19 protein-coding genes are annotated in these 18,923 nt (G+C 57.8%); 4 read left to right on the plus strand and 15 right to left on the minus strand.

Translation table 11 applies throughout. The annotated features are described in order from the left end of the window. Positions 1–55: 55 nt before the first annotated feature. The 7 genes from xylB to N7220_RS00995 all read right to left on the minus strand — a co-directional run bounded on the left by xylB (position 56) and on the right by N7220_RS00995 (position 8,286). Positions 56–1,525: a xylulokinase gene (gene xylB / locus N7220_RS00965; RefSeq protein ID WP_283149603.1), complete on the minus strand. Its 1,470-nt coding sequence runs from the start codon at positions 1,523–1,525 to the stop codon at positions 56–58. Positions 1,526–1,573: 48 nt separating this feature from the next. Beyond that, positions 1,574–2,971 (minus strand): D-arabinitol 4-dehydrogenase, encoded by a 1,398-nt coding sequence (dalD, locus tag N7220_RS00970; RefSeq protein WP_283149604.1) that lies wholly within the window; start codon positions 2,969–2,971, stop codon positions 1,574–1,576. Positions 2,972–3,093: 122 nt separating this feature from the next. Further along, positions 3,094–4,197 carry an ABC transporter ATP-binding protein gene (locus N7220_RS00975; RefSeq protein ID WP_283149605.1) on the minus strand — a complete coding sequence of 368 codons (1,104 nt, stop codon included), beginning with the start codon at positions 4,195–4,197 and terminating at the stop codon, positions 3,094–3,096. 263 nt (positions 4,198–4,460) lie between these two features. Next, positions 4,461–5,126: an HAD family hydrolase gene (locus N7220_RS00980; RefSeq protein WP_283149606.1), complete on the minus strand. Its 666-nt coding sequence runs from the start codon at positions 5,124–5,126 to the stop codon at positions 4,461–4,463. After that, the gene (locus N7220_RS00985; protein WP_283149607.1) at positions 5,123–5,935 is read right to left on the minus strand and encodes a carbohydrate ABC transporter permease; all 813 of its coding nucleotides are present in this window, start codon (positions 5,933–5,935) and stop codon (positions 5,123–5,125) included. The genes N7220_RS00980 and N7220_RS00985 overlap by 4 nt, the downstream gene beginning before the upstream one ends. After that, a complete protein-coding gene (locus N7220_RS00990; RefSeq protein ID WP_283149608.1) occupies positions 5,932–6,876 on the minus strand; it encodes a carbohydrate ABC transporter permease in 945 nt (314 codons plus the stop codon). Before N7220_RS00990 ends, N7220_RS00985 begins: the two co-directional genes overlap by 4 nt. Positions 6,877–6,975: 99 nt before the next feature. Further along, on the minus strand, positions 6,976–8,286 hold the full coding sequence (locus tag N7220_RS00995; protein ID WP_283149609.1) for an ABC transporter substrate-binding protein: 1,311 nt from the start codon (positions 8,284–8,286) through the stop codon (positions 6,976–6,978). 552 nt (positions 8,287–8,838) lie between these two features. On the opposite strand from N7220_RS00995, the gene N7220_RS01000 reads away from it, so the two are divergent. Further along, positions 8,839–9,792, plus strand: a complete 954-nt coding sequence (locus N7220_RS01000; RefSeq protein ID WP_283149610.1) for a sugar-binding transcriptional regulator — start codon at positions 8,839–8,841, stop codon at positions 9,790–9,792. 123 nt (positions 9,793–9,915) lie between these two features. Here N7220_RS01000 and N7220_RS01005 read toward each other — a convergent pair whose 3' ends face one another. The 5 genes from N7220_RS01005 to N7220_RS01025 all read right to left on the minus strand — a co-directional run bounded on the left by N7220_RS01005 (position 9,916) and on the right by N7220_RS01025 (position 13,575). After that, positions 9,916–10,410, minus strand: coding sequence for a heme-degrading domain-containing protein (locus tag N7220_RS01005; protein ID WP_283149611.1), 495 nt, complete (start codon positions 10,408–10,410; stop codon positions 9,916–9,918). Between the two features lie 10 nt (positions 10,411–10,420). Further along, positions 10,421–11,458, minus strand: coding sequence for an oxidoreductase (locus tag N7220_RS01010; protein WP_283149612.1), 1,038 nt, complete (start codon positions 11,456–11,458; stop codon positions 10,421–10,423). Beyond that, on the minus strand, positions 11,455–12,243 hold the full coding sequence (locus N7220_RS01015; protein ID WP_283149613.1) for a DeoR/GlpR family DNA-binding transcription regulator: 789 nt from the start codon (positions 12,241–12,243) through the stop codon (positions 11,455–11,457). Before N7220_RS01015 ends, N7220_RS01010 begins: the two co-directional genes overlap by 4 nt. A 68-nt stretch (positions 12,244–12,311) precedes the next feature. Then, positions 12,312–12,761: a DUF3293 domain-containing protein gene (locus tag N7220_RS01020; protein ID WP_283149614.1), complete on the minus strand. Its 450-nt coding sequence runs from the start codon at positions 12,759–12,761 to the stop codon at positions 12,312–12,314. Between the two features lie 31 nt (positions 12,762–12,792). After that, entirely contained in the window at positions 12,793–13,575 is a 783-nt protein-coding gene (locus tag N7220_RS01025; RefSeq protein ID WP_283149615.1) for an inositol monophosphatase family protein, read from the minus strand. Positions 13,576–13,818: 243 nt separating this feature from the next. Here N7220_RS01025 and N7220_RS01030 point away from each other — a divergent pair, with 243 nt between their 5' ends. Continuing rightward, positions 13,819–14,628, plus strand: a complete 810-nt coding sequence (locus N7220_RS01030; RefSeq protein WP_283149616.1) for an RNA methyltransferase — start codon at positions 13,819–13,821, stop codon at positions 14,626–14,628. A 35-nt stretch (positions 14,629–14,663) separates the two neighbouring features. Here N7220_RS01030 and clsB read toward each other — a convergent pair whose 3' ends face one another. From clsB to nudB, 3 genes are all read right to left on the minus strand, one after another. Then, the gene (clsB, locus tag N7220_RS01035) at positions 14,664–15,830 is read right to left on the minus strand and encodes a cardiolipin synthase ClsB (RefSeq protein WP_283149617.1); all 1,167 of its coding nucleotides are present in this window, start codon (positions 15,828–15,830) and stop codon (positions 14,664–14,666) included. A gap of 2 nt (positions 15,831–15,832) precedes the next feature. Beyond that, complete coding sequence (locus tag N7220_RS01040; RefSeq protein WP_283149618.1) at positions 15,833–16,582, minus strand: endonuclease/exonuclease/phosphatase family protein; 750 nt, start codon at positions 16,580–16,582, stop codon at positions 15,833–15,835. Positions 16,583–16,774: 192 nt separating this feature from the next. Next, on the minus strand, positions 16,775–17,218 hold the full coding sequence (nudB, locus tag N7220_RS01045; protein ID WP_283149619.1) for a dihydroneopterin triphosphate diphosphatase: 444 nt from the start codon (positions 17,216–17,218) through the stop codon (positions 16,775–16,777). A gap of 52 nt (positions 17,219–17,270) precedes the next feature. Between nudB and N7220_RS01050 the strand changes: the two genes are divergently transcribed. Both N7220_RS01050 and N7220_RS01055 read left to right on the plus strand, forming a co-directional pair. After that, positions 17,271–18,488, plus strand: a complete 1,218-nt coding sequence (locus tag N7220_RS01050) for an aminotransferase class V-fold PLP-dependent enzyme (RefSeq protein WP_283149620.1) — start codon at positions 17,271–17,273, stop codon at positions 18,486–18,488. Continuing rightward, positions 18,485–18,901: a SufE family protein gene (locus N7220_RS01055; protein WP_283149621.1), complete on the plus strand. Its 417-nt coding sequence runs from the start codon at positions 18,485–18,487 to the stop codon at positions 18,899–18,901. The genes N7220_RS01050 and N7220_RS01055 overlap by 4 nt, the downstream gene beginning before the upstream one ends. The last annotated feature ends 22 nt before the right edge of the window (positions 18,902–18,923 follow it).

The following is an 18,923-nucleotide window of genomic DNA, read 5'->3' on the forward strand; positions in this document are numbered from 1 at the left end:
CCGCCCGACACTGCGCTACACCAAACGATTCCACAATTCTTCAACCCGATGCAGATCAACCCTGCACTAACTGCTGCAGCGGTCGCTGCCGGTAAACCGCACGGAAAAATTCCAGCCGGTGGGCGAAAGCGTCCGCCCGTTGGCTTTGCGGCAAATACTCCGCCCGTACTGGTGGTTTCTGGCAAATATCTGCCTCGTTGCCACCTGCGCACAACCAGCCCAGCCGAGCAGCACCCAATGCCCCGCCCGCCTCGCCGCCGTGGTGAGTAATGATGCGGATGTCCAGCACATCGGCAATCAATTGCGCCCAATACGGGCTACGCGCACCGCCGCCCATGAGCGACAGCATATCAACGCTGGTGCCTGCCGCACTGAGCGCGTCCAGCCCGTCCTTGAGCGCAAACGTCACGCCTTCCAGCACCGAATATCCCAGCATCGCGCGATCTGTGGCGTGGGTCATGCCGTGAAATACACCTTGGGCGAACGGATCGTTGTGCGGTGTGCGCTCCCCAGACAGGTATGGCAAGAACACGGGGGATTGGTCGAGCATGCTGGCAGACAGCGCGGCCACCTCGGGCAGCAGCGTGGCCTCATCGGTGCCCGTCAGCTTGCACAACCAGCGCAAACAACTGGCGGCAGACAGCACCACACTCATCTGATGCCAGCGATTGGGTAGCGCGTGGCAAAACGCATGGACTGCCGACGCCGGATTGGGCCGAAAGCGGTCGTTCACTACAAACATTACGCCTGAGGTGCCCAGTGAGATAAAGCCATCACCCGGCGCGGTGGCACCAATGCCCACGGCGCTGGCCGCATTGTCACCACCGCCACCAGCCACCATCACGCCTGCGGGCAGGCCCCAGCGTTGAGCCAGTTCCGGGCGCAGATGGCCAGATACCGCATCACCTTCCACCAGCTTGGGCATGTGTTCGCGGCTTAATCCGGTGGCAGCGAGCAGTTCGTCGGACCAATCCCGTTTGGCGACGTCCAGCCACAGCGTACCGGCGGCGTCAGACGGGTCACTGGCTTTTTCGCCGGTCAGTTGCAGGCGCAGCCAGTCTTTGGGTAGCAACACCGTGCGGATGCGCGCGTAGATGTCAGGCTCGTGCTTGCGTAGCCATAATAGTTTTGGAGCGGTGAAACCCGGCATGGCCAGATTCCCGGCAATCGCGTGCAGATTGGGCGCGCGCTCGGTCAGTTCGCGGCATTCATCGGCGCTGCGCATGTCATTCCACAAAATGGCCGGGCGCATGACTTTGTCTTGCGCATCCAGCACCACTGCACCATGCATCTGGCCCGACAAGCCAATGGCGCGAATCTCGGCAAACTGGTTGGGATGGGCCGCACGCAAGTTATCGATGGCATCGACCGTGGCAGTCCACCAGGCCGCCGGGTCTTGTTCAGACCAGCGTGGATGCGGACGGCTCACCGTCAACGCCGCGCCAGACGTCGCAATCATGTTGTTGCGGTTATCCAGCAACACCACTTTGACTTCCGACGTGCCCAGATCAATGCCCAGATACATGGCTTTTCCTTATGTGTTCAAGTCGGGATTAGCTGCCCGACAACCGCGCTAAGCCAGCACGCTGACTTGCCAGGCTTGTACCCGTTGCACCGATTCGCGCATCAGCGCCACAAATTCCGGCTTGCCCGCAATGGCGCCCCACAGCATCGGGTCGGCGCAAAAAGTGGCCAGCGGATCAGCCGCCGCAAGCATGGCCCGGGTGGCGGCTTCATCCAGAATGCCGTCCTGGTATTCATATGGCAATTGCCCTTGGCCCCAACGCTGCAGAAACACAAAGAACAAGGCGGGCAGCATCGCGGTAGCTTGCGGCGTCACACCACGTTTAAAGCATTCGTTGAGCGTGGGTGCGATGAAACCAGGAATCTTGGAGAAACCATCCGCCGCCACGCGCTGGTTGCTGTCCTGAATATGCGGATTGCTAAAGCGGTCCAGCACCACATCGCGGTATTTGCCCAGATCAAGCGGGCTGGGCGAGAGGCACGGAATCACGTCCTCAGTCACGTAGGCATATGCCATCTGGCGGATCGACGGCACCGTCGTGCCTTCATGAATGTACTTCAGTCCGATCAATGTTCCGGCCCACGCAATGCAACTATGCGTGGCGTTCAGAATACGGATTTTGGCTTCTTCATACGGCAAGACAGATCCAACCATCTCCACGCCGACGTTTTCCAGTGCAGGCCGTCCGGCAATAAAGTGGTCTTCCACCACCCACTGGATAAAGCTCTCGCCCATCACCGGCACTTCGTCATTGATACCGGTTGCGGCCAGCACGCGCTCACGCACAGCGGGCACCGGGCGCGGGGTAATGCGATCCACCATGCAATTCGGGCTCACAGTATTGATGGTGACCCAAGCGGCCAGATCAGCCTCTTCGCGCAGCGCCAGAAACTGCAACAAGCCATCACGAAAGCGCTCGCCGTTGTGGCGCAGGTTATCGCAGTTGAGCAGCGTGACCGGGCCGTGATTAGCCTTGCGCCGGGCGCTGAGAATGGCGTGGATGGCACCATAAATGGTGCGCTTCTCACCTGCCAGATCGGCCGCCAGATCCGTATTGGCCACGTCCAGTTTGAAATGATGATCCAGGTAATACCCGGCCTCAGTCACCGTAAACGAGATCACCCGCGTATCAGCTGCGGCGCCCACTGCCACTAGCGCGGCCAGTTGCGCATCCCACGGCACAATCTGGCCGATGGAGCGCACGGTTTCGTATTCTCGCTTGCCTGCCGGGTCGACGGTTTCCAGCACGTACTCGCCCTTTTGCCGCTCCAATGCCTGGAGTAATGGCGACATGTCTTCCCGGATATTGGAAAGCGCCAGCGTCCAGCTATGGTCGCCACTTTCCAGCAAGCGATGCAGATACCACGCCTGATGCGCACGGTGAAACGATCCGGCACCGATATGTAGCCAGGTGGAACGCCCGGCCTGATTGGTATTTGCCGTCATGATGAAACTCCTTTGTATGATTCTTGCGGCCGAGCCGGTCCTTGCCGGGCGCTGCAATACGCTGGCTGGATGGGGATAGATAACAAACCGGGAAGGCGTTAACGCGTTAGTCGATTATTCGGTCATGCGGCGGCCAGCAGGCGTACGCGGGGCAAGGCAGCCCCTTCGGCGTTAAACAGGTGGCAGCGCTGCGGGTCGGCGCTCAGCTTGATGCTGCTGCCGGTGTCAAACCGGTCTTCATCAGGCACCCGCAGCACCAGCCCTTCGGGCGCGGAAGGATTGGTGGCGTACACAAAAGCGTGATCGCCAAGGAATTCCTGCGCGGTCACAGCGGCCAGAATCTGGCCGGATGGATCAACCTGCAGATGTTCCGGTCGCACACCCAGCGTGACTTTGTCGCCCACTTTGAGCGTGCTGCCATCAATGGCCGTCACCTGGCTGCCACCGGCGTTGAGCTTCACCGTAACCAGATCGTGTTCCAGCGCGGCCACCTCGCCTTCCAGGAAATTCATCTTGGGCGAGCCAATGAACCCAGCGACAAACTTGTTTGCGGGATGGTGATACAGCGTGTGCGGCGAACCAACTTGTTCGATATGCCCAGCCGACAGCACCACAATTTTGTCGGCTAGTGTCATGGCTTCGACTTGATCGTGGGTCACGTAGATCATGGTGGTTTTGAGATCGTCATGCAGCTTGGCGAACTCCAGCCGCATCTTCACCCGCAAGGCCGCATCCAGATTGGATAGCGGCTCATCGAACAGAAATACCGAGGGCTCACGCGTAATGGCGCGGCCAATGGCCACGCGCTGACGCTGGCCGCCCGACAACGCCTTGGGCTTGCGATCCAGCAGATGATCAATGTGCAGGATTTTGGCAGCGCGCTGCACGGCGACATCGATCTCAGCCTTGGATTTACCGGCAATCTTCAGCCCGAACGCCATGTTGTTGTACAACGTCATGTGCGGATACAACGCATAGCTCTGAAACACCATTGCGATGCCGCGTTTGCTGGCGGGGACTTCGTTCATGCGCTGATCGGCAATGCGCAACTCACCACCGGTGATTTCTTCCAGCCCGGCAATCATGCGCAATAGCGTGGATTTACCACAGCCGGACGGGCCAACAAACACCACAAATTCGCCATCGGCGATATCCAGATTGATGTCGCGCAGCACTTCGGTGGTGTCATAACTTTTTTTTACGTCTCGCAAGGTCATGCTGGCCATATCGGGCTCCTTGTTGAATCAGGCTGGGGTCTGGCTGGGCCAGACCAATCAATCACTCACATCAAACTGACCTAGCGGCGGGTTACACCCGCCCTCTGCCAGAAATGCCAAATTAGTAGTTCGTAGTCCGGATGAAGGCCGTTTCACGGCATAAACGTGAGCGGGAATCCGGGGTTGCAATGTGTCCATACGCACCTGTATTGAAATTTTCCGATGTGGCATCCCGGATTCTCGCTAGCGCTTCATCCGGGCTACGAGGCTGTTCATTTACCCCACGCCGCCAATCGAGCGGGCAATGTGGTCATGTCATCAAAAACATCGCTGGCTCCGGCATCGCGCAAGCGCTGGGCGGCGGCGGGTTCGCCGTGCCGGGCACCGACAAAGCCAAGTACCACCAAGCCAGCAGCGCGGGCGGCAGTTACACCAGCCACACTGTCTTCCAGAACCAGACTGCTGGCCGGATCGGCCCCCAATCCAGCGCAAGCAGCACGATATAAATCCGGCGCCGGCTTGGGTCGCAAACCGCGACCTGGGGTGTAGACCTGATCCGCAAACAGTGACCACAATCCGGCGTTTTTCAGGCCCGCTTCGACGCGAGACTGGCTGCTGTTGCTGGCCACCGCCAACGGCAAACCCACCGCAACCAGTGCATCGCGTACACCCCGAATCGACTGGGCTTCAGCAATGCAGCGTGCCTCCACCACCGATTCCAGATGCAGTGTTTCGGCACGACTGAGCACCAACCCCATTTCCAGGGCGAGATCGTCAGCGATATGGCTCAAGGTCATGCCCAGGCGTGGTCGCAAAAAAGCATCCAGCTGGGCGCGGTCGGCGCGGTCAGACAAACCATCCAGAATCGCCGCCAGTGCTACGCTTTCACTATCCAGCAGCACGCCATCGCAATCGCAAATCAGGTGTTTCAGGGTCATTTCACGGCCCCGAAAGTCATGCCGCGCACCAGTTGTTTTTGCGCCACCCAACCCAGGCAGAGAATCGGCATCACCGCCAGCAAAGACGCTGCGGACAACTTGGCCCAGAACAGCCCTTCCGGATTGGAATACGAGGCAATGAACACGGTGAGCGGTGCGGCGCTGGAGCTGGAGAGGTTCAGACTCCAGAACGCTTCATTCCATGACAGGATCACCAGAAGTAGCGCCGTCGAAGCCAAGCCAGGCAATGATGTAGGCAGCAGTAAATGCAGCATTTCCTGCCAGGCATTGGCGCCGTCAATGCGCGCCGCTTCGAGGATTTCTTTGGGCACTTCGTTGAAGTAGGTAAATGCCATCCACACTGCAATCGGCAGATTGATCAGGGTGTAAATGATCAGCAGGCCAGTCACGCTATCGAGCAAGCCCGCAGATTTGGCCAGCAGATAGATCGGAATCAACACGCCCACGGCGGGCATCATTTTGGTGGAGAGCATCCACAGCAGCGTTTTTTGTGCCCGCACACTGGGGAAGAAAGCCAGCGAATACGCGGCGGGCACGGCGATGATCAGCGACAAAATGGTGGAGCCAAACGAGACGATCACCGAGTTGCTGACAAAGCTCAGATAGTGGCTGCGCTCAAACACTTCGTGAAAGCTCGACAACGTTGGCGTGAAGATCAAAGACAGCGTGTAGGCATCTTGTTCGGTTTTAAAGGCGGTGACGGCGATGATCAGAATCGGCAGAAAGATCACGAACGCCACAGCCCAGCCCAACACGCCCACCCAGATCGGGGATTTGGAGTCATTCATTTTGCGTACTCCCCTTTAAGATTTTTGGCGAGCATGCGCACCAGGAAGAACGACACGATATTGGCCAGCACCACCGCGATCACCCCGCCTGCCGAGGCAATGCCGATATCAAATTGCTGCAAACCAATCGAGTAAATCAGCCAGGTTAGCGTGGTGGTTTCCGTGCCCGGCCCACCGGCGGTGGAGGTAAAGATTTCGGCAAAGATCGACAGCAAGAAGATGGTCTCGATCATGATCACCACGGCAATGGCGCGCGACAGGTGCGGCAGGGTGATGTAAACGAAGATGCGAATCGGCCCGGCACCATCCAGTTGCGCGGCTTCACGTTGCTCTGTGTCGAGCGATTGCAACGACGTGAGCAAAATCAAAAAGGCAAACGGCAACCATTGCCACGCCACCATCACAATCACCGACCACATCGGGTAATCGGCCAGCCAGTCGATCGGCTGCAGACCCAGATGGCGGAACACCCAGGCCCACAGGCCATAAACCGGGTGCAGGATCATGTTCTTCCAGATCAGCGCGCTGACCGTGGGCATCACAAAAAAAGGCGCGATAACGAGGAGTCGAGCAATACCGCGGCCAAAAAAAGGTTGGTCAAACAGCACCGCCACCAGCGTGCCGCCGACTACGGAGATACCCAATACGCTGCCAATCAGCAGCAAGGTGCGGCCTATCGAGGGCCAGAACGTGGGGTCTTGCAGCAGATATTTGTAGTTATCCAGCCCGACAAAGCCGGTTTGGTCCGGGCTTAACAGGTTGTAACGAATGACCGAGAAATATAGCGTCATGGCCAGCGGCACGATCATCCACAAAAACAGGATGGCGACCGAAGGTGTCAGCAGCAACTTGGCCAGCGGGTTGCTAGCGCGGCGGCGTGGCAGCGGCGCGGCTTTGGTCGGCGCATCCACCGGTAACGCGTTGAGGACATGTTGAGTCATGGGAATACCTTTTGAGGCTCAAATCAGGCAGGTCCGTCCGGGGTGAATCAGGCATGCATTCCATGCATCCCCAATCCACCCCAACCAGGAACGGGATGCTTACTTCAGATAACCCGCCTGACGCATGGCCCGCTCAGTCGACGCTTGCGCTGCCTTGAGTGCAGCGTCCACTGTGCTCTTGCCGGTTAGCGCGCCTGCAACCTGCTGCCCCACTACCGTACCGATCGACTGGAACTCAGGAATGGTGGCGAACTGCACCCCGATATAAGGCACTTTCTGCACCGTGGCATCGGTCGGGTTGGCGGTCTTGATGGCGTTCAGAACAAACCCGGCAAATGGCGCAGCTTTTTGGTAATCCGCCGAGGCGTAAGTGGATTCACGCGTACCGGACGGCACCGAAGCCCAACCCAGGTCTTTCGCTACGAGCTGGATGTATTCCTTGCTGGTCGCCCAGGCAGCAAATTTCTGGGCGGCATCCTGGTTCCTGGAAGATTTCGGGATAGCCAGCGACCACATCCACTGCCAGTGATTGCCTTTCGGTGAAGTGCCAATTGGCGCCTGAGCGAAGGCAACTTTGTCAGACACTTTGGATTCTTTGCCGTTGTACAACATGCCAGCAGCTACAGTAGCGTCAATCCACATGGCACACTTGCCGCTACCAAACAGCACCAGGTTTTCATTGAAACCGTTGGCACTGGCACCCGGAGGGCCGTATTTGTTCAGGATATCCACGTAAGTGGTCACGGCTTTTTTCCACTGCGGCGTATCAATAGTCGGGTTCCACTTCTCATCAAACCAGCGGCCACCAAAGGTATTCACCATGGTGCCGACCAGCGCCATGTTCTCGCCCCAACCCGCCTGGCCACGCAAGCAGATGCCATACATGCCATTGGCTTTATCGGTCAGTTTTTCGGCAAACCCGCTAATATCCGTCCAGGTGGGTTGATCCGGCATTTTCAGACCCTTGGCATCGAACAAGTCTTTGCGATAGTAGGTCATTGAACTTTCGGCATAGAACGGCACGGCGTAGAGCTTGCCGTTGAGCGAAAGACCATCGCGCACCGGTTTGATGACGTCATTTACGTCATAGCTTGCGGGCAGATTTAGTGGGGACAACCAGTTTTTCTTGGCCCAGATTGGTGTTTCATATGCGCCGATGGTCATCAGATCAAACTGGCCACTACCGGTGGCAATATCGGTGGTAACCCGCTGGCGCAGCACGTTTTCTTCCAGCGTGACCCACTTGAGCTGGATGTCCGGATTGGCGGCTTCAAACTGCTTCGAGAGCTTTTGCAGTTCGATCATGTCAGGGTTGTTGATGGTGGCAATCGTCACCGTTGCGGCGCTAGCCAAGCCAGCGGCAGCAAAGGTGGCGGCGCTCAGGGCGCAAATCAGGGTATTGCGTTTCATGCTTGTCTCTCCAAACGTTTTAACGTTGAGCGGCTGGCTGCTGACGACACTGGCAATGCGAACCCGCATCACCACGCCCCGCTCTGGTGCGCCACACCTGCTCTCCTGCTTTTAGCTTTACCGCTTTTCGACTTTGGTATTTGCGCGGGCCGTATCGCCGTTGGCGCAATCAAACACAGGCACATCGCTTGATTTCTGGCATGCAGAAAATCACTTCCCTCTTTAAGCCTGCAGATCACTGCAAAATCGGCATTTTTTGCTGATTTTGCTAGCAACCTGGTACTACCGATGGCGCCCACTGGCTATTTGGCAGAACCGTTTATCGCCATCGCGTAGTGAGCAATTAATCACTACGCGAGCAAATAATCAGACAGGACTTAATCCATGTCAAGCATTTGCCCACAATTAGAGCAAATGCAACTAAAATGCACCCAATTGGCGCCAGCCCCAAGACGCCGCCACACCCCACCCCAATCTCAGCGCTTGCAGTTACAATCGGCACAGCAAAAACCACCGCAAACCAAAGCGGGCCGGGCATTTCGAGGAAAGGCGATGTCAAGACAGCAAGAAAAACTGGATCAAGCCGCACGGGCAGCGTGGATGTATTACGTGGCCAACAACACGCAAAACGAGATCGCCGACCACTTGGGGATTTCCCGACAGATGGCACAGCGGCTGGTGGCGTATGCGGTGGAACAAGGTCTGGTGCATGTACGCATCGAACACGGCATTACCGATTGCCTGGCACTGGCCGAGGCCATGAAAGCGCGTTTTGGCTTGAGCTTGTGCCGGGTCGTTCCGGCGACGGATCGGGACTCGGAAGGTTTACGGCGCATGCTGGCCGTGGCTGGCGCCGAAGTGATGACGCAGTTTTTGCAGTCAGAAACGCCAATCGTAGTGAATCTGGGATCGGGCCGGACGCTCAAGGCGGTGATTGATGAGCTGACGGATATAGACCGCCCGCAGCACCGGATTGTGTCGATGGTGGGCGCAATTGCGACTGATGGCGCATCCAACCGTTATGACGTGGCGTTACGCACAGCCGAGAAAACCCGCAGCAAATATTTCATGTTGCCCGCGCCGTTGATTGCCGACAGCGCAGAAGACTGCCGCCAGTGGTGCAGCCATCGCGTATATCGCGTGGTGAGCGAGTTATCAGCCCACGCCGATGTCACTTTTATCGGGATTGGTTCAGTCGGGCCGGGCTGCCCGCTGGAAGAAGATGGCTTTTTGTCTGCGGAGGAAATTTCACAACTAGTCACCGACGGTGCAGCTGGCGAAATTATTGGCCACGCGGTGGATCACAACGGCCGCCCTGTTTCATCGGCCATTACGGACCGCGTCACCAGCTTGCAACTACCCACATCCGCAGATCGCCCGGTGATTGCTTTTGCTGGCGGTGAAAGCAAATACGCAGCGCTCAATGCCGCCTTGCGTGGGCAGTGGTTGTCGGGGCTGGTGACGGATGAAGCGTCCGCCCGGCAGGCATTGGCGATGCCGGCGTGATTCGTAGGGTGGATTCGCGTAGCAATCCACCAACCGCATCTGTATGACACGAAGGGCTAAGGTGGATTGTCGCCATGCGCCAAATCCACCCGACAGGATCAGAGCAAGCGACGCCTCACCCCTTCAATCCAGCGCAATTTCCGTCAGCGACACCCCAAGATAATCCGCCAGTACTTCCACCACCAGATTGTGGTCCTCACGCTGTGCCAAGCCAGACACGATGACGCTGCCAACACATCCAGCCCCACGCACCAGTAGCGGAAAGGCACCGCCGTTGGTGGCGTAATCAATCAGCGGCACGCCGATTTTCTCGGTTAGCGTAATACCCTGCTGGCGATTGCCCTGACCCACACCGTAGGTACTGCGGTGATAAAGCTCGACCACATTACGCTTGCGCCGAACCCAATCATCATTGACCGGCGTGGTGCCGGGTAAGGACGAATAGAACAAACGCTGGCCATTCATGGTGATTTCAATTGTCACCGGCGCTTTGCGCTCTACCGCTACCTGGCGCAATTTCGACCCCAACTCCCACGCGGTGTGGGCGTCAAACGCCGTAAATTGCAGCGCGGCTTCCTGCTTGGCGATCTGCGCCAGATCGCGTTCAAAATCGGGCATTCACTTCCCCTTAAGCCGAAAACGGCATTTCGCGTTGCGTGCTGGCACAGACCTGCACCAGTTCAATGATGGCCATGACTTGTGCGGCTTCTGTCGCGGGCACCGGGTTGGGCTTACCCTCAGCGATGGCGGCATGAATACCCGCGTAGTAATGACGATAATCGCCGATTGCCGTCGGTACCGGGTGAGTTTCTTCGATGTCATTCACACTGACAATGCGCAAACCATCCAGAGTATCCACGCCCCACTGTGCATCACCCGGCTGCCCGCCCGCTTTTAGTTGGGATTCCTGGGTATCCAGCCCTTGCTTGATAAAGCTGCTTTTGGTGCCGTGCATTACATAGCGCGGGCCGCCGGATACCAGGCAGCTGCCATGCAGTATCACGCGCAAGCCTTCGTAGCGCAGGATCACGTGAAAGTAATCTGTTGCCACTGCCTCATCACGCAGGCACGCCAGATCACCATAGACCGCATCGGGCACGCCAAACAGTTGCAATGCCTGATCAACCAGGTGCGGCCCCAAGTCGTACCACAGACCGTTACCCAAACCGGCGGATTCGCGCCAGCGTTGACGCACCACCGGGCGAAAGCGGTCGAAGTGCGATTCGAAGTGCACCACGCGCCCCAAGTCATCATTGGCCAGCAGGCGTTTTACCGTGAGGAAGTCGGCATCCCAGCGCCGATTATGAAATACCGACAGCACTTTGCCCGCCGCTGCGGCTTGGGCGATCAACGCATTCGCTTCAGCCAGAGTGGTAGTAAATGGCTTGTCGACCACCACGTGCTTGCCTGCCGCGAGCGCGGAGCTAGCCAGCGAATAATGTTTGTCATTGGGCGCGGCGATCACCACCAGATCAATTGCCGGGTCCGCCAACACTTGTGCGGCATCGGCAACGACTTGAGTCTCCGGCCAGTCCGCATGAACCTTGGCAGCATCACTGGACACCACCGTTGCCAGGCGCAAGCCAGGAATGCTGACGATCAATGGAGCATGGAAAGTTTTACCGGCATAGCCATAGCCGATCAGTGCGACATTAAGTCGATTCATGCGGTTTTCTCCTGAGTGTGAGACGGCACCAGCAGCTGCAAGCCAGCGGGCTGAGTTTGCCAGGCCGGATTGCGATCGGTGAACCAATGCTTGAAATTTGCAATATCGGCCACGAAAAATGGCTCATTGCGATTGATCTTGCTGTGATCTGCCACCAACAGCGCGTTGGCGCTACCACTGAGCATGGCACGTTTCACAGCGGCATCGTCGGCTTCGCTCGCTGTAACACCAAGGCGTTCATGCACGGCACAAGCCCCCATAATCGCCCAGTCGGCGCGATACCCGGCAATCTGTTGTAGCGTGTCGCTGCCACTAAACAATCGCTGCCGTGCATCCCAGACACCACCCGCCAGAATCAAGCGGATATTGGTTTTATCGCCCAAGACCACGGCCACGTCCAGCGCGTGGGTGATCACGGTAAGTGGCATATCCGGCAACGCCTGCGCCACCGCCAATACGCTCTGACCGGCGTCCAGCAGCAGAGTTTGATGCGGCAAGATATGGGCGACGGCGGCTTGCGCCAATTGCGTTTTGATCTGGGGCAGCACATCTGCGCGCTGCGTGCGGGCCATGCGCGGCACATCAAGGGACACAGCGCCGCCATGGGTTTTTTGCAGATAACCTTGCTCATCCAGCGTGCGCAAATCGCGCCGAATGGTGTCGTCGGAAACCTGCAGGCGCAGCGCAAGATCGGCCACAGTGGCGCGCCCTGCTTCGGCGAGCCAATCGAGAATGCGTTGATGACGTTCTTCGGTAAACATGTAGGCAATAGTAAAACCCGGCATGTGGTTTTGCAAATTTATTCTGTTATTTGCGGTTTTGTGCGGAAAATACGCTATGCGAGGCAGCCAACTTATGCGGTAACGTCCGGCAGGCACCAGAGCAATTGCGCCTTCTCGTCTGTCCGACCGAACAATACGGCGTTCTGTGCGAAGCGCTCACCCCAAGCTCGCGCAATGACCTCGTCCACACCCAGCACCAGCGCGGACGGTTCAGCCTGCCATTGGCCATCATCAGCCTCGCCTGCACCCTCAAACAGCGTGAGCCCGGCAGCGCGGATGGCATCCAGCAGATTTTGGTGTAGTGCCAGATTTTCGTAGTGACACAATGCGGCGGCAGACCACGGATTACAGGCGGAGATAAACATCCAGCTGCTGACGGCATGCTGGTTTAAAACTATATCTAGATCGGAATGGCTTTGATCCGCCCGCAACGTCAGCCCGAGGACCGGGACGACGTAACGGGTGGCGCGATAGGCGGCCTCAAATGCCGCCTTCGCTGCAGATAACGTGGGCGCGGCCACGGTCATCGTCTTTATGAAATAACTGCGTGGCTTATTTGATGTGCGACTTGATCAGTTGCAGCATCTGGCCGAATACGCGGGGTGTGCCGCACAGCACATCGCCGCTTTGCAGGTAGTTTTCTTCACCGTTCAAGTCGGTAATCAGACCACCGGCTTCTTGCACCAGCAGCGAGCCAGCGGCGATATCGACCGTTTTCAGGCCAAACTCAAAGAAGCCGTCAAACTGGCCGCAAGCTACGTAGGCCAGATCCAGCGCGGCTGCGCCTGGACGGCGTACGCCAGCGGCTTTTTGGGCCATTTCACGGAAGATGCTCAGGTAGGCATCCAGGTGCTTGAAATCGGTGTACGGAAAGCCGGTGCCGACCAGCGCATCAGACAATTCACGCACCTTGGAAACGCGGATACGGCGGTCGTTACGGAACGCGCCTACGCCACGGGTAGCGGTAAACATGTCGTTGCGATTGGGGTCATACACCACGGCCTGGGTGACCACGCCTTTGTGCGCCAGGGCGATGGAAACCGCGTATTGCGGAAAGCCGTGCAGGAAGTTGGTGGTGCCATCAAGCGGGTCGATAATCCATTCGAATTCGGAATCACCGGACTGGCCCGACTCCTCTGCTAGAATAGCGTGCTTGGGGTAGGCTTCCAGGATGGTGTCGATGATGGCTTTTTCGGCCGCACGATCTACTTCCGACACAAAGTCGTTGTGACCTTTTTTCTCTGGCGTGATCAGATCGAGATTGTTTGAAGCGCGCTGGATAACGGAAGCGGCACGGCGGGCGGCACGAACGGCCGTATTGAGCATCGGATGCATGAACTTACCCCTGACATGAATTGAACAAGCTGACAGGAAACGCAAATTGCGCCTCAACGCCAAAAGCGCGAGGTGTGGCACGTAGCCCATGCATGACGATGCGAATTGTCACTAACCAAGTTGGGGACGCCTTGCGCGTTTCCCGGTCAGCTTGTAAAGATCGAAAATAAATATAGCCGCTATTGTACTGAATTTCCGGCCCTTTTGTCACAAGCCCTGTAAAAAGCATTTTATAAAGCCCGAATGACCCCATCCAACGACCTCCCCGCCGCCGGCCTTGCCGCCAACACCGCGCTCGCACAATTTCGTGTGGTTTTGTCTCATACCTCGCATCCTGGCAACATTGGATCCGCCGCCCGCGCCATGAAAACCATGGGATTGCAGCATTTGTATCTGGTGAACCCAAAAGAGTTTCCGTCCGATGTTGCCCGCTCGCTGGCCAGTAGCGCGGATGACTTGCTGGATCGCGCCATTGTTGTGAATAGCCTGGAAGAAGCGCTGGCTGGCACCACCCTGCAAGTGGCCATGACCGCGCGCCGCCGCGAGCTGGTACAACCGCTGCATACTCCGCGCCAGTTGGTACCGGAACTGGTCACCGAAGCCATCGGCGGCGGCACCATCGCACTGGTGTTTGGCAACGAAACCAATGGCATGACCATTGATGAGGTGCGCTTGTGTAACCGGCTGGTCACGATCCCCACCAATCCGGATTATTCCAGTCTGAACCTGGCTCAGGCCGTGCAGGTGCTGTGCTATGAATTGCGTGCCGCTATCCTGGATGACGTGAGCCACCTGGCGGAAAAGCGCCAGCTACCCAGCCACGACTACATGGAACTGTTCTACAAACACCTGGAAGAAACGCTGATCACCATCGGCTTTTTGCGCACCAAAACGCCCAAACGTCTGATGCCACGCGTGCGCCGGATTGTGCAACGGGCGCAGCTGGATCAGGAAGAAGTGGATATGCTGCGCGGCGTATTACGAGCCGCCGTAGAATTTGAGCGGGTTACGCCACCCGCCCAAGCTACGCCAGAGGCAGACAAGCCGGAATAAATCGCCGCCGGTGCCAGTGCGAACCCCATTGGCACCTATTTCAGATAGCGCTCCCCGCCATAACCCGAAACGGCCATCAATACCCGCACCACGCCATGACTGACCCACGGCAGGAGCCGCTGGTACCACGGTGCTTTGCGCCAGTCTTTTAAATCGACTGGTAACGCCGCGGCTGAAATCATCACGTGGATATCGTCACCCAAAGCGCGGGCAAATTCGTCATCCCGCACAAAGACGTTGCCTTCACGTGCGAGCAACAGGCTGAATGGATCAATATTGGATGAGCCCACCGTGGCCCAATGACGGTCGATTACTGCCACTTTGGCATGCATGAAACCGCTGGTGTACTCGTAGATTTCGATGCCCGCGTCAAGAAACAGCCGGTAGAACGCGCGGCTGGCGTATTGCAGCAAGGCATGATCCAGCTTGCCTTGCAGCAATAGCACCACTTTCACGCCACGCGCAGCTGCGTTGATCAGGGCATGACGAAAGCGATAGCCGGGTAAAAAATACGCGCTGGCAATGATGATTTCGTCTTTGGCTTCATCAATTGCGCTGAGATATTCGTGTTCGATTCCGTGGCGATTGCGCAAGTTATCGCGGATATCAAAACGCGCCAAAGCGCCGCCCGCGCCTTCCACCGGCAACTTGACGCGGCTGGGTTTGGCCCACTCTGGTTGCACTTGCACCCACGCCGTCTGCCGCCACATGCGATCGGCGGCCTCGTGCATGACCGCCAGCAGCGGCCCGCGCACTTCTACCATGTAGTCGTAACGCGGTTCCGGGCCGGGCTGGCCGGTAAAATCAGAAAGGATATTGATACCACCGGCAAAGGCCACCATGCCATCGATCACGGCCAGTTTCCGATGCATGCGGCGCAAACGCTGGCGATTCAGCGACAGCGCTTTGACTTCGGGCCGAAAGAACAGCAATTGCACGCCAGCGTCGGCCAGTTTGAGTTTCCAGTCATCCGGAAACCGGCGCGCGCCAAAGCCATCCAGCAGCATTTTGACTTCGACCCCGCGGTGCGCCGCCAGCATTAATGCTTCGCAAACTGCAATGCCGACGATATCGAGCTCAAACAAATAGCTTTCGAGAAAAATCTCGCGCTCAGCCCAAGAGATCGCCTCAATCAATTCCGGAAAGTAATCAGCGCCATTTTTGAGAAGCTTGATCCGGTTACCAGTCAGGTAGCCGTTCATGCCTAACCCCGCCGCAACACGGTATAGAGCGGCGCGTGGTCAGACATGTTGGACCAGGGGCGCCCGCCCAGGACATCTGCCACTTCAATACCAAACCCGCGCACATATACGCGATCAAGCGAGAGCACCGGCATGCGTACCGGAAAGCTGCGCGCCGGAGAACCATGCAAGGTTTCGAAGGCTTCGATGACATGCAGTTCATTGCCCAGAAAGCGCGTGGCCTCGCGGCGCCAGTCATTGAAATCGCCCGCGATTACCAATGGCGCGTTTTTGGGGACTTCACGCTGGATCTGCTCGACCATGGACGTCAATTGCTTGCGCCGGTCCCGCGCCAGCAGATTCAAATGCACGCAGAACGCGTGCAAAGGGATGTTCCAGCCTGGAATATCCAGCACGCAATGCAACAGGCCGCGTTGTTCAAAACGATTGAGGGTAATGTCGTGATTACCCCAGCGCATGATCGGAAAGCGCGACAACAGTGCATTGCCGTGGTGCCCCAGCCGGTGAATGGCATTGCGGCCGTAGGCGGATGCCAGTTCATCACCGGCCAGGTATTCGTGCTGCGGCGTGGCTGGCCAATAGGTAAAGCGCTGCGCCCGCGTGCTGTGGGCGCCCTGCACTTCTTGCAGAAAAACCAGATCCGGTTCCAGCGTTTTGAGCGCCTGACGCACGTCATGCACCACCAGCCGCCGGTTCAGCGGCGAAAGGCCTTTGTGGATATTGTATGAGGCAACCTTGATGCGTCTTTCCATAAAATCAATGAGTTATCGTCATTATTTATTGCCTTGAAACCACCGTGAAATACACTAAATCTGGCTCAAACATCATCGATTTGTTGGCCAGCGCACTCCGCCGCTCTCAGGCGCCACTCATAGTTGTAGCGTAAGTCTACGACTCATTTCTGGAAATAACGTTTCAAATACGTGCGAGAGAACTTGTACCGGCTACGCAGCAGTTCGGTGTGCCAACGTCCGGATCGCCTCCGCGTTAGATGGAGAAAACACCAGTTCCGCTGCTTGCTGCCAATCCACCCACTGATAGCGGGTGTGTTCATCGGGAGCCAGCGTGACATCGAGTTCATGCGGCACTTGCAGACTGAACACGTGCTCGGTGTTGACGGTAACGCCGGGCGCATAACGATGGCGCCACACTTCGTAGATTTCGTATTCGGTACTGAAGTGCCAGTCACTCAAACCGTAGCGGGCGGTATCCAGGCCCGTTTCTTCCATCACTTCGCGCTGCGCGGTGACTGGCAAGGCTTCGTCGGCTTCGCGGCTGCCGGTAACGGATTGCCAGGCATTGGCGAAATCCTTGCGCTCCAGCAGCAGCACCTTGAGGTCCGGCGTGTGGATGACCACGAGAACGGAGATCGGTTGTTTGTATGTCATCGCCGCATTATACAATGCGGCCTTGATGCTTCTCTTTCCTTTGTCATAGCCCATGACCACATCTCCACTCGATTCGCTGCGCGCGCAGTTTCCCCTGCTGCAGGCCAATCCTGAACTGGTTTATCTGGATAACGCCGCGACCACGCAAAAGCCGCTGGCCATGCTGGATGCCGAGCGCCGTTTCTACGAAACAATGAACGCCAATGTGCATCGCGGCGGGCATCGGCTGGGTCATGCCGCGACTGAGGCCTATGAGGCGGCGCGCATCACCGTGGCTCGGTTTATCAACGCGGCCAGCGCAGGCGAGATCGTGTTCACGCGGGGCGCGACCGAGGCGATCAACCTGGTGGCGTATAGCTGGGGCGGCAGCACCCTCAAGCCTGGCGACGAGATATTGCTGTCCACGCTGGAGCATCACGCCAATATCGTGCCGTGGCAGTTGATCGCACAAACCGCCGGTGCGGTGATCCGGGCAATTCCGTTGCTGGACGATGGCCAGATTGATATGGCGGCGTATCAGGCGCTGCTGTCACCACGTACGCGGTTGGTGGGTATTAGCCAGATGTCCAACGCGCTGGGCGTTTGCCCGCCGCTGGCGCAGATCATCCCCGCCGCCCACGCTGTGGGCGCGAGTGTACTGGTAGATGGCGCGCAAGCCATCGCTCACCAAGAGATTGACGTCCAGGCGCTCGGCGCGGACTTCTATGTGTTCTCGGGCCACAAGGTCTTTGGCCCGACCGGCATTGGTGTGTTGTGGGCGCGCGCAGATATTCTGGAGCAGATGCCACCATGGCAAGGCGGTGGCGAGATGATCGAACGGGTGTCGTTTGCGGGCACCACCTTTGCGCCCGCACCACGCCGCTTTGAGGCCGGTACGCCCGCCTTCGCCCAGACCATCGCGCTGGCCGCCGCGCTGGACTGGCTAAGGGGCCAGGATCGCCCAGCTATTGCCGTGCATGAATCGGCGCTTTATCGGCAACTGGCAGCCGGAATCGATCAAATCAATGGAGTGCGGATACTTGGCACACCAACAGGCAAAGGCCCAATTGCCTCGCTAGTGTTCAGCCACGCGCATCCGTATGACGTGGCGCAGTTTCTGGATGAACGCGATATCGCCGTGCGCGTGGGCAATCATTGCGCGGGGCCGTTGATGCAGTCACTGGGCTTGAACAACGGCACCTTGCGGATATCGATTGCGGCTTACAACACCGCCGCCCAGATTGATTTGTTACTGAGCACACTGAACGAAACACTGGAGTTGCTGGCATGAGCGACTGGCCTGAACTCCCCGCCGCGCTCGCGCTTTCCGCGCTAACCGAACGCCTGCAAGCGGCCCAAGGCTGGGAAAACAAAAACCGGCTGTTGGTGCAACTGGCCCGCGAGCAACCAGCCATGCCCACCGAATTAAAAGTTGATGAAAACCGTGTTAGTGGTTGTGAAGCGCACGTGTGGCTACTCACGCGCTGGCACGAAGGCCGTTTACAGATGTGGGCAGATAGCGATTCACGCATCGTGAAAGGGTTACTGGCGCTGGTTTGGGCGGCGTATCAGGGCTTGAGCAGAGAAGAAATTGCCAACCAGGATTTCGGCGCGCTGTTGCAGGAACTGGGTTTGCAGCGGTTTCTTTCCAGTTCTCGCGCCAGCGGGCTGAACGCCATGGTGCAGGTGATTCGTAACGCTTGAGTTGCCTGGTGGATTGCCAAGG

This window comes from Silvimonas soli, assembly GCF_030035605.1.
In the GTDB taxonomy this organism is placed as follows: domain Bacteria; phylum Pseudomonadota; class Gammaproteobacteria; order Burkholderiales; family Chitinibacteraceae; genus Silvimonas; species Silvimonas soli.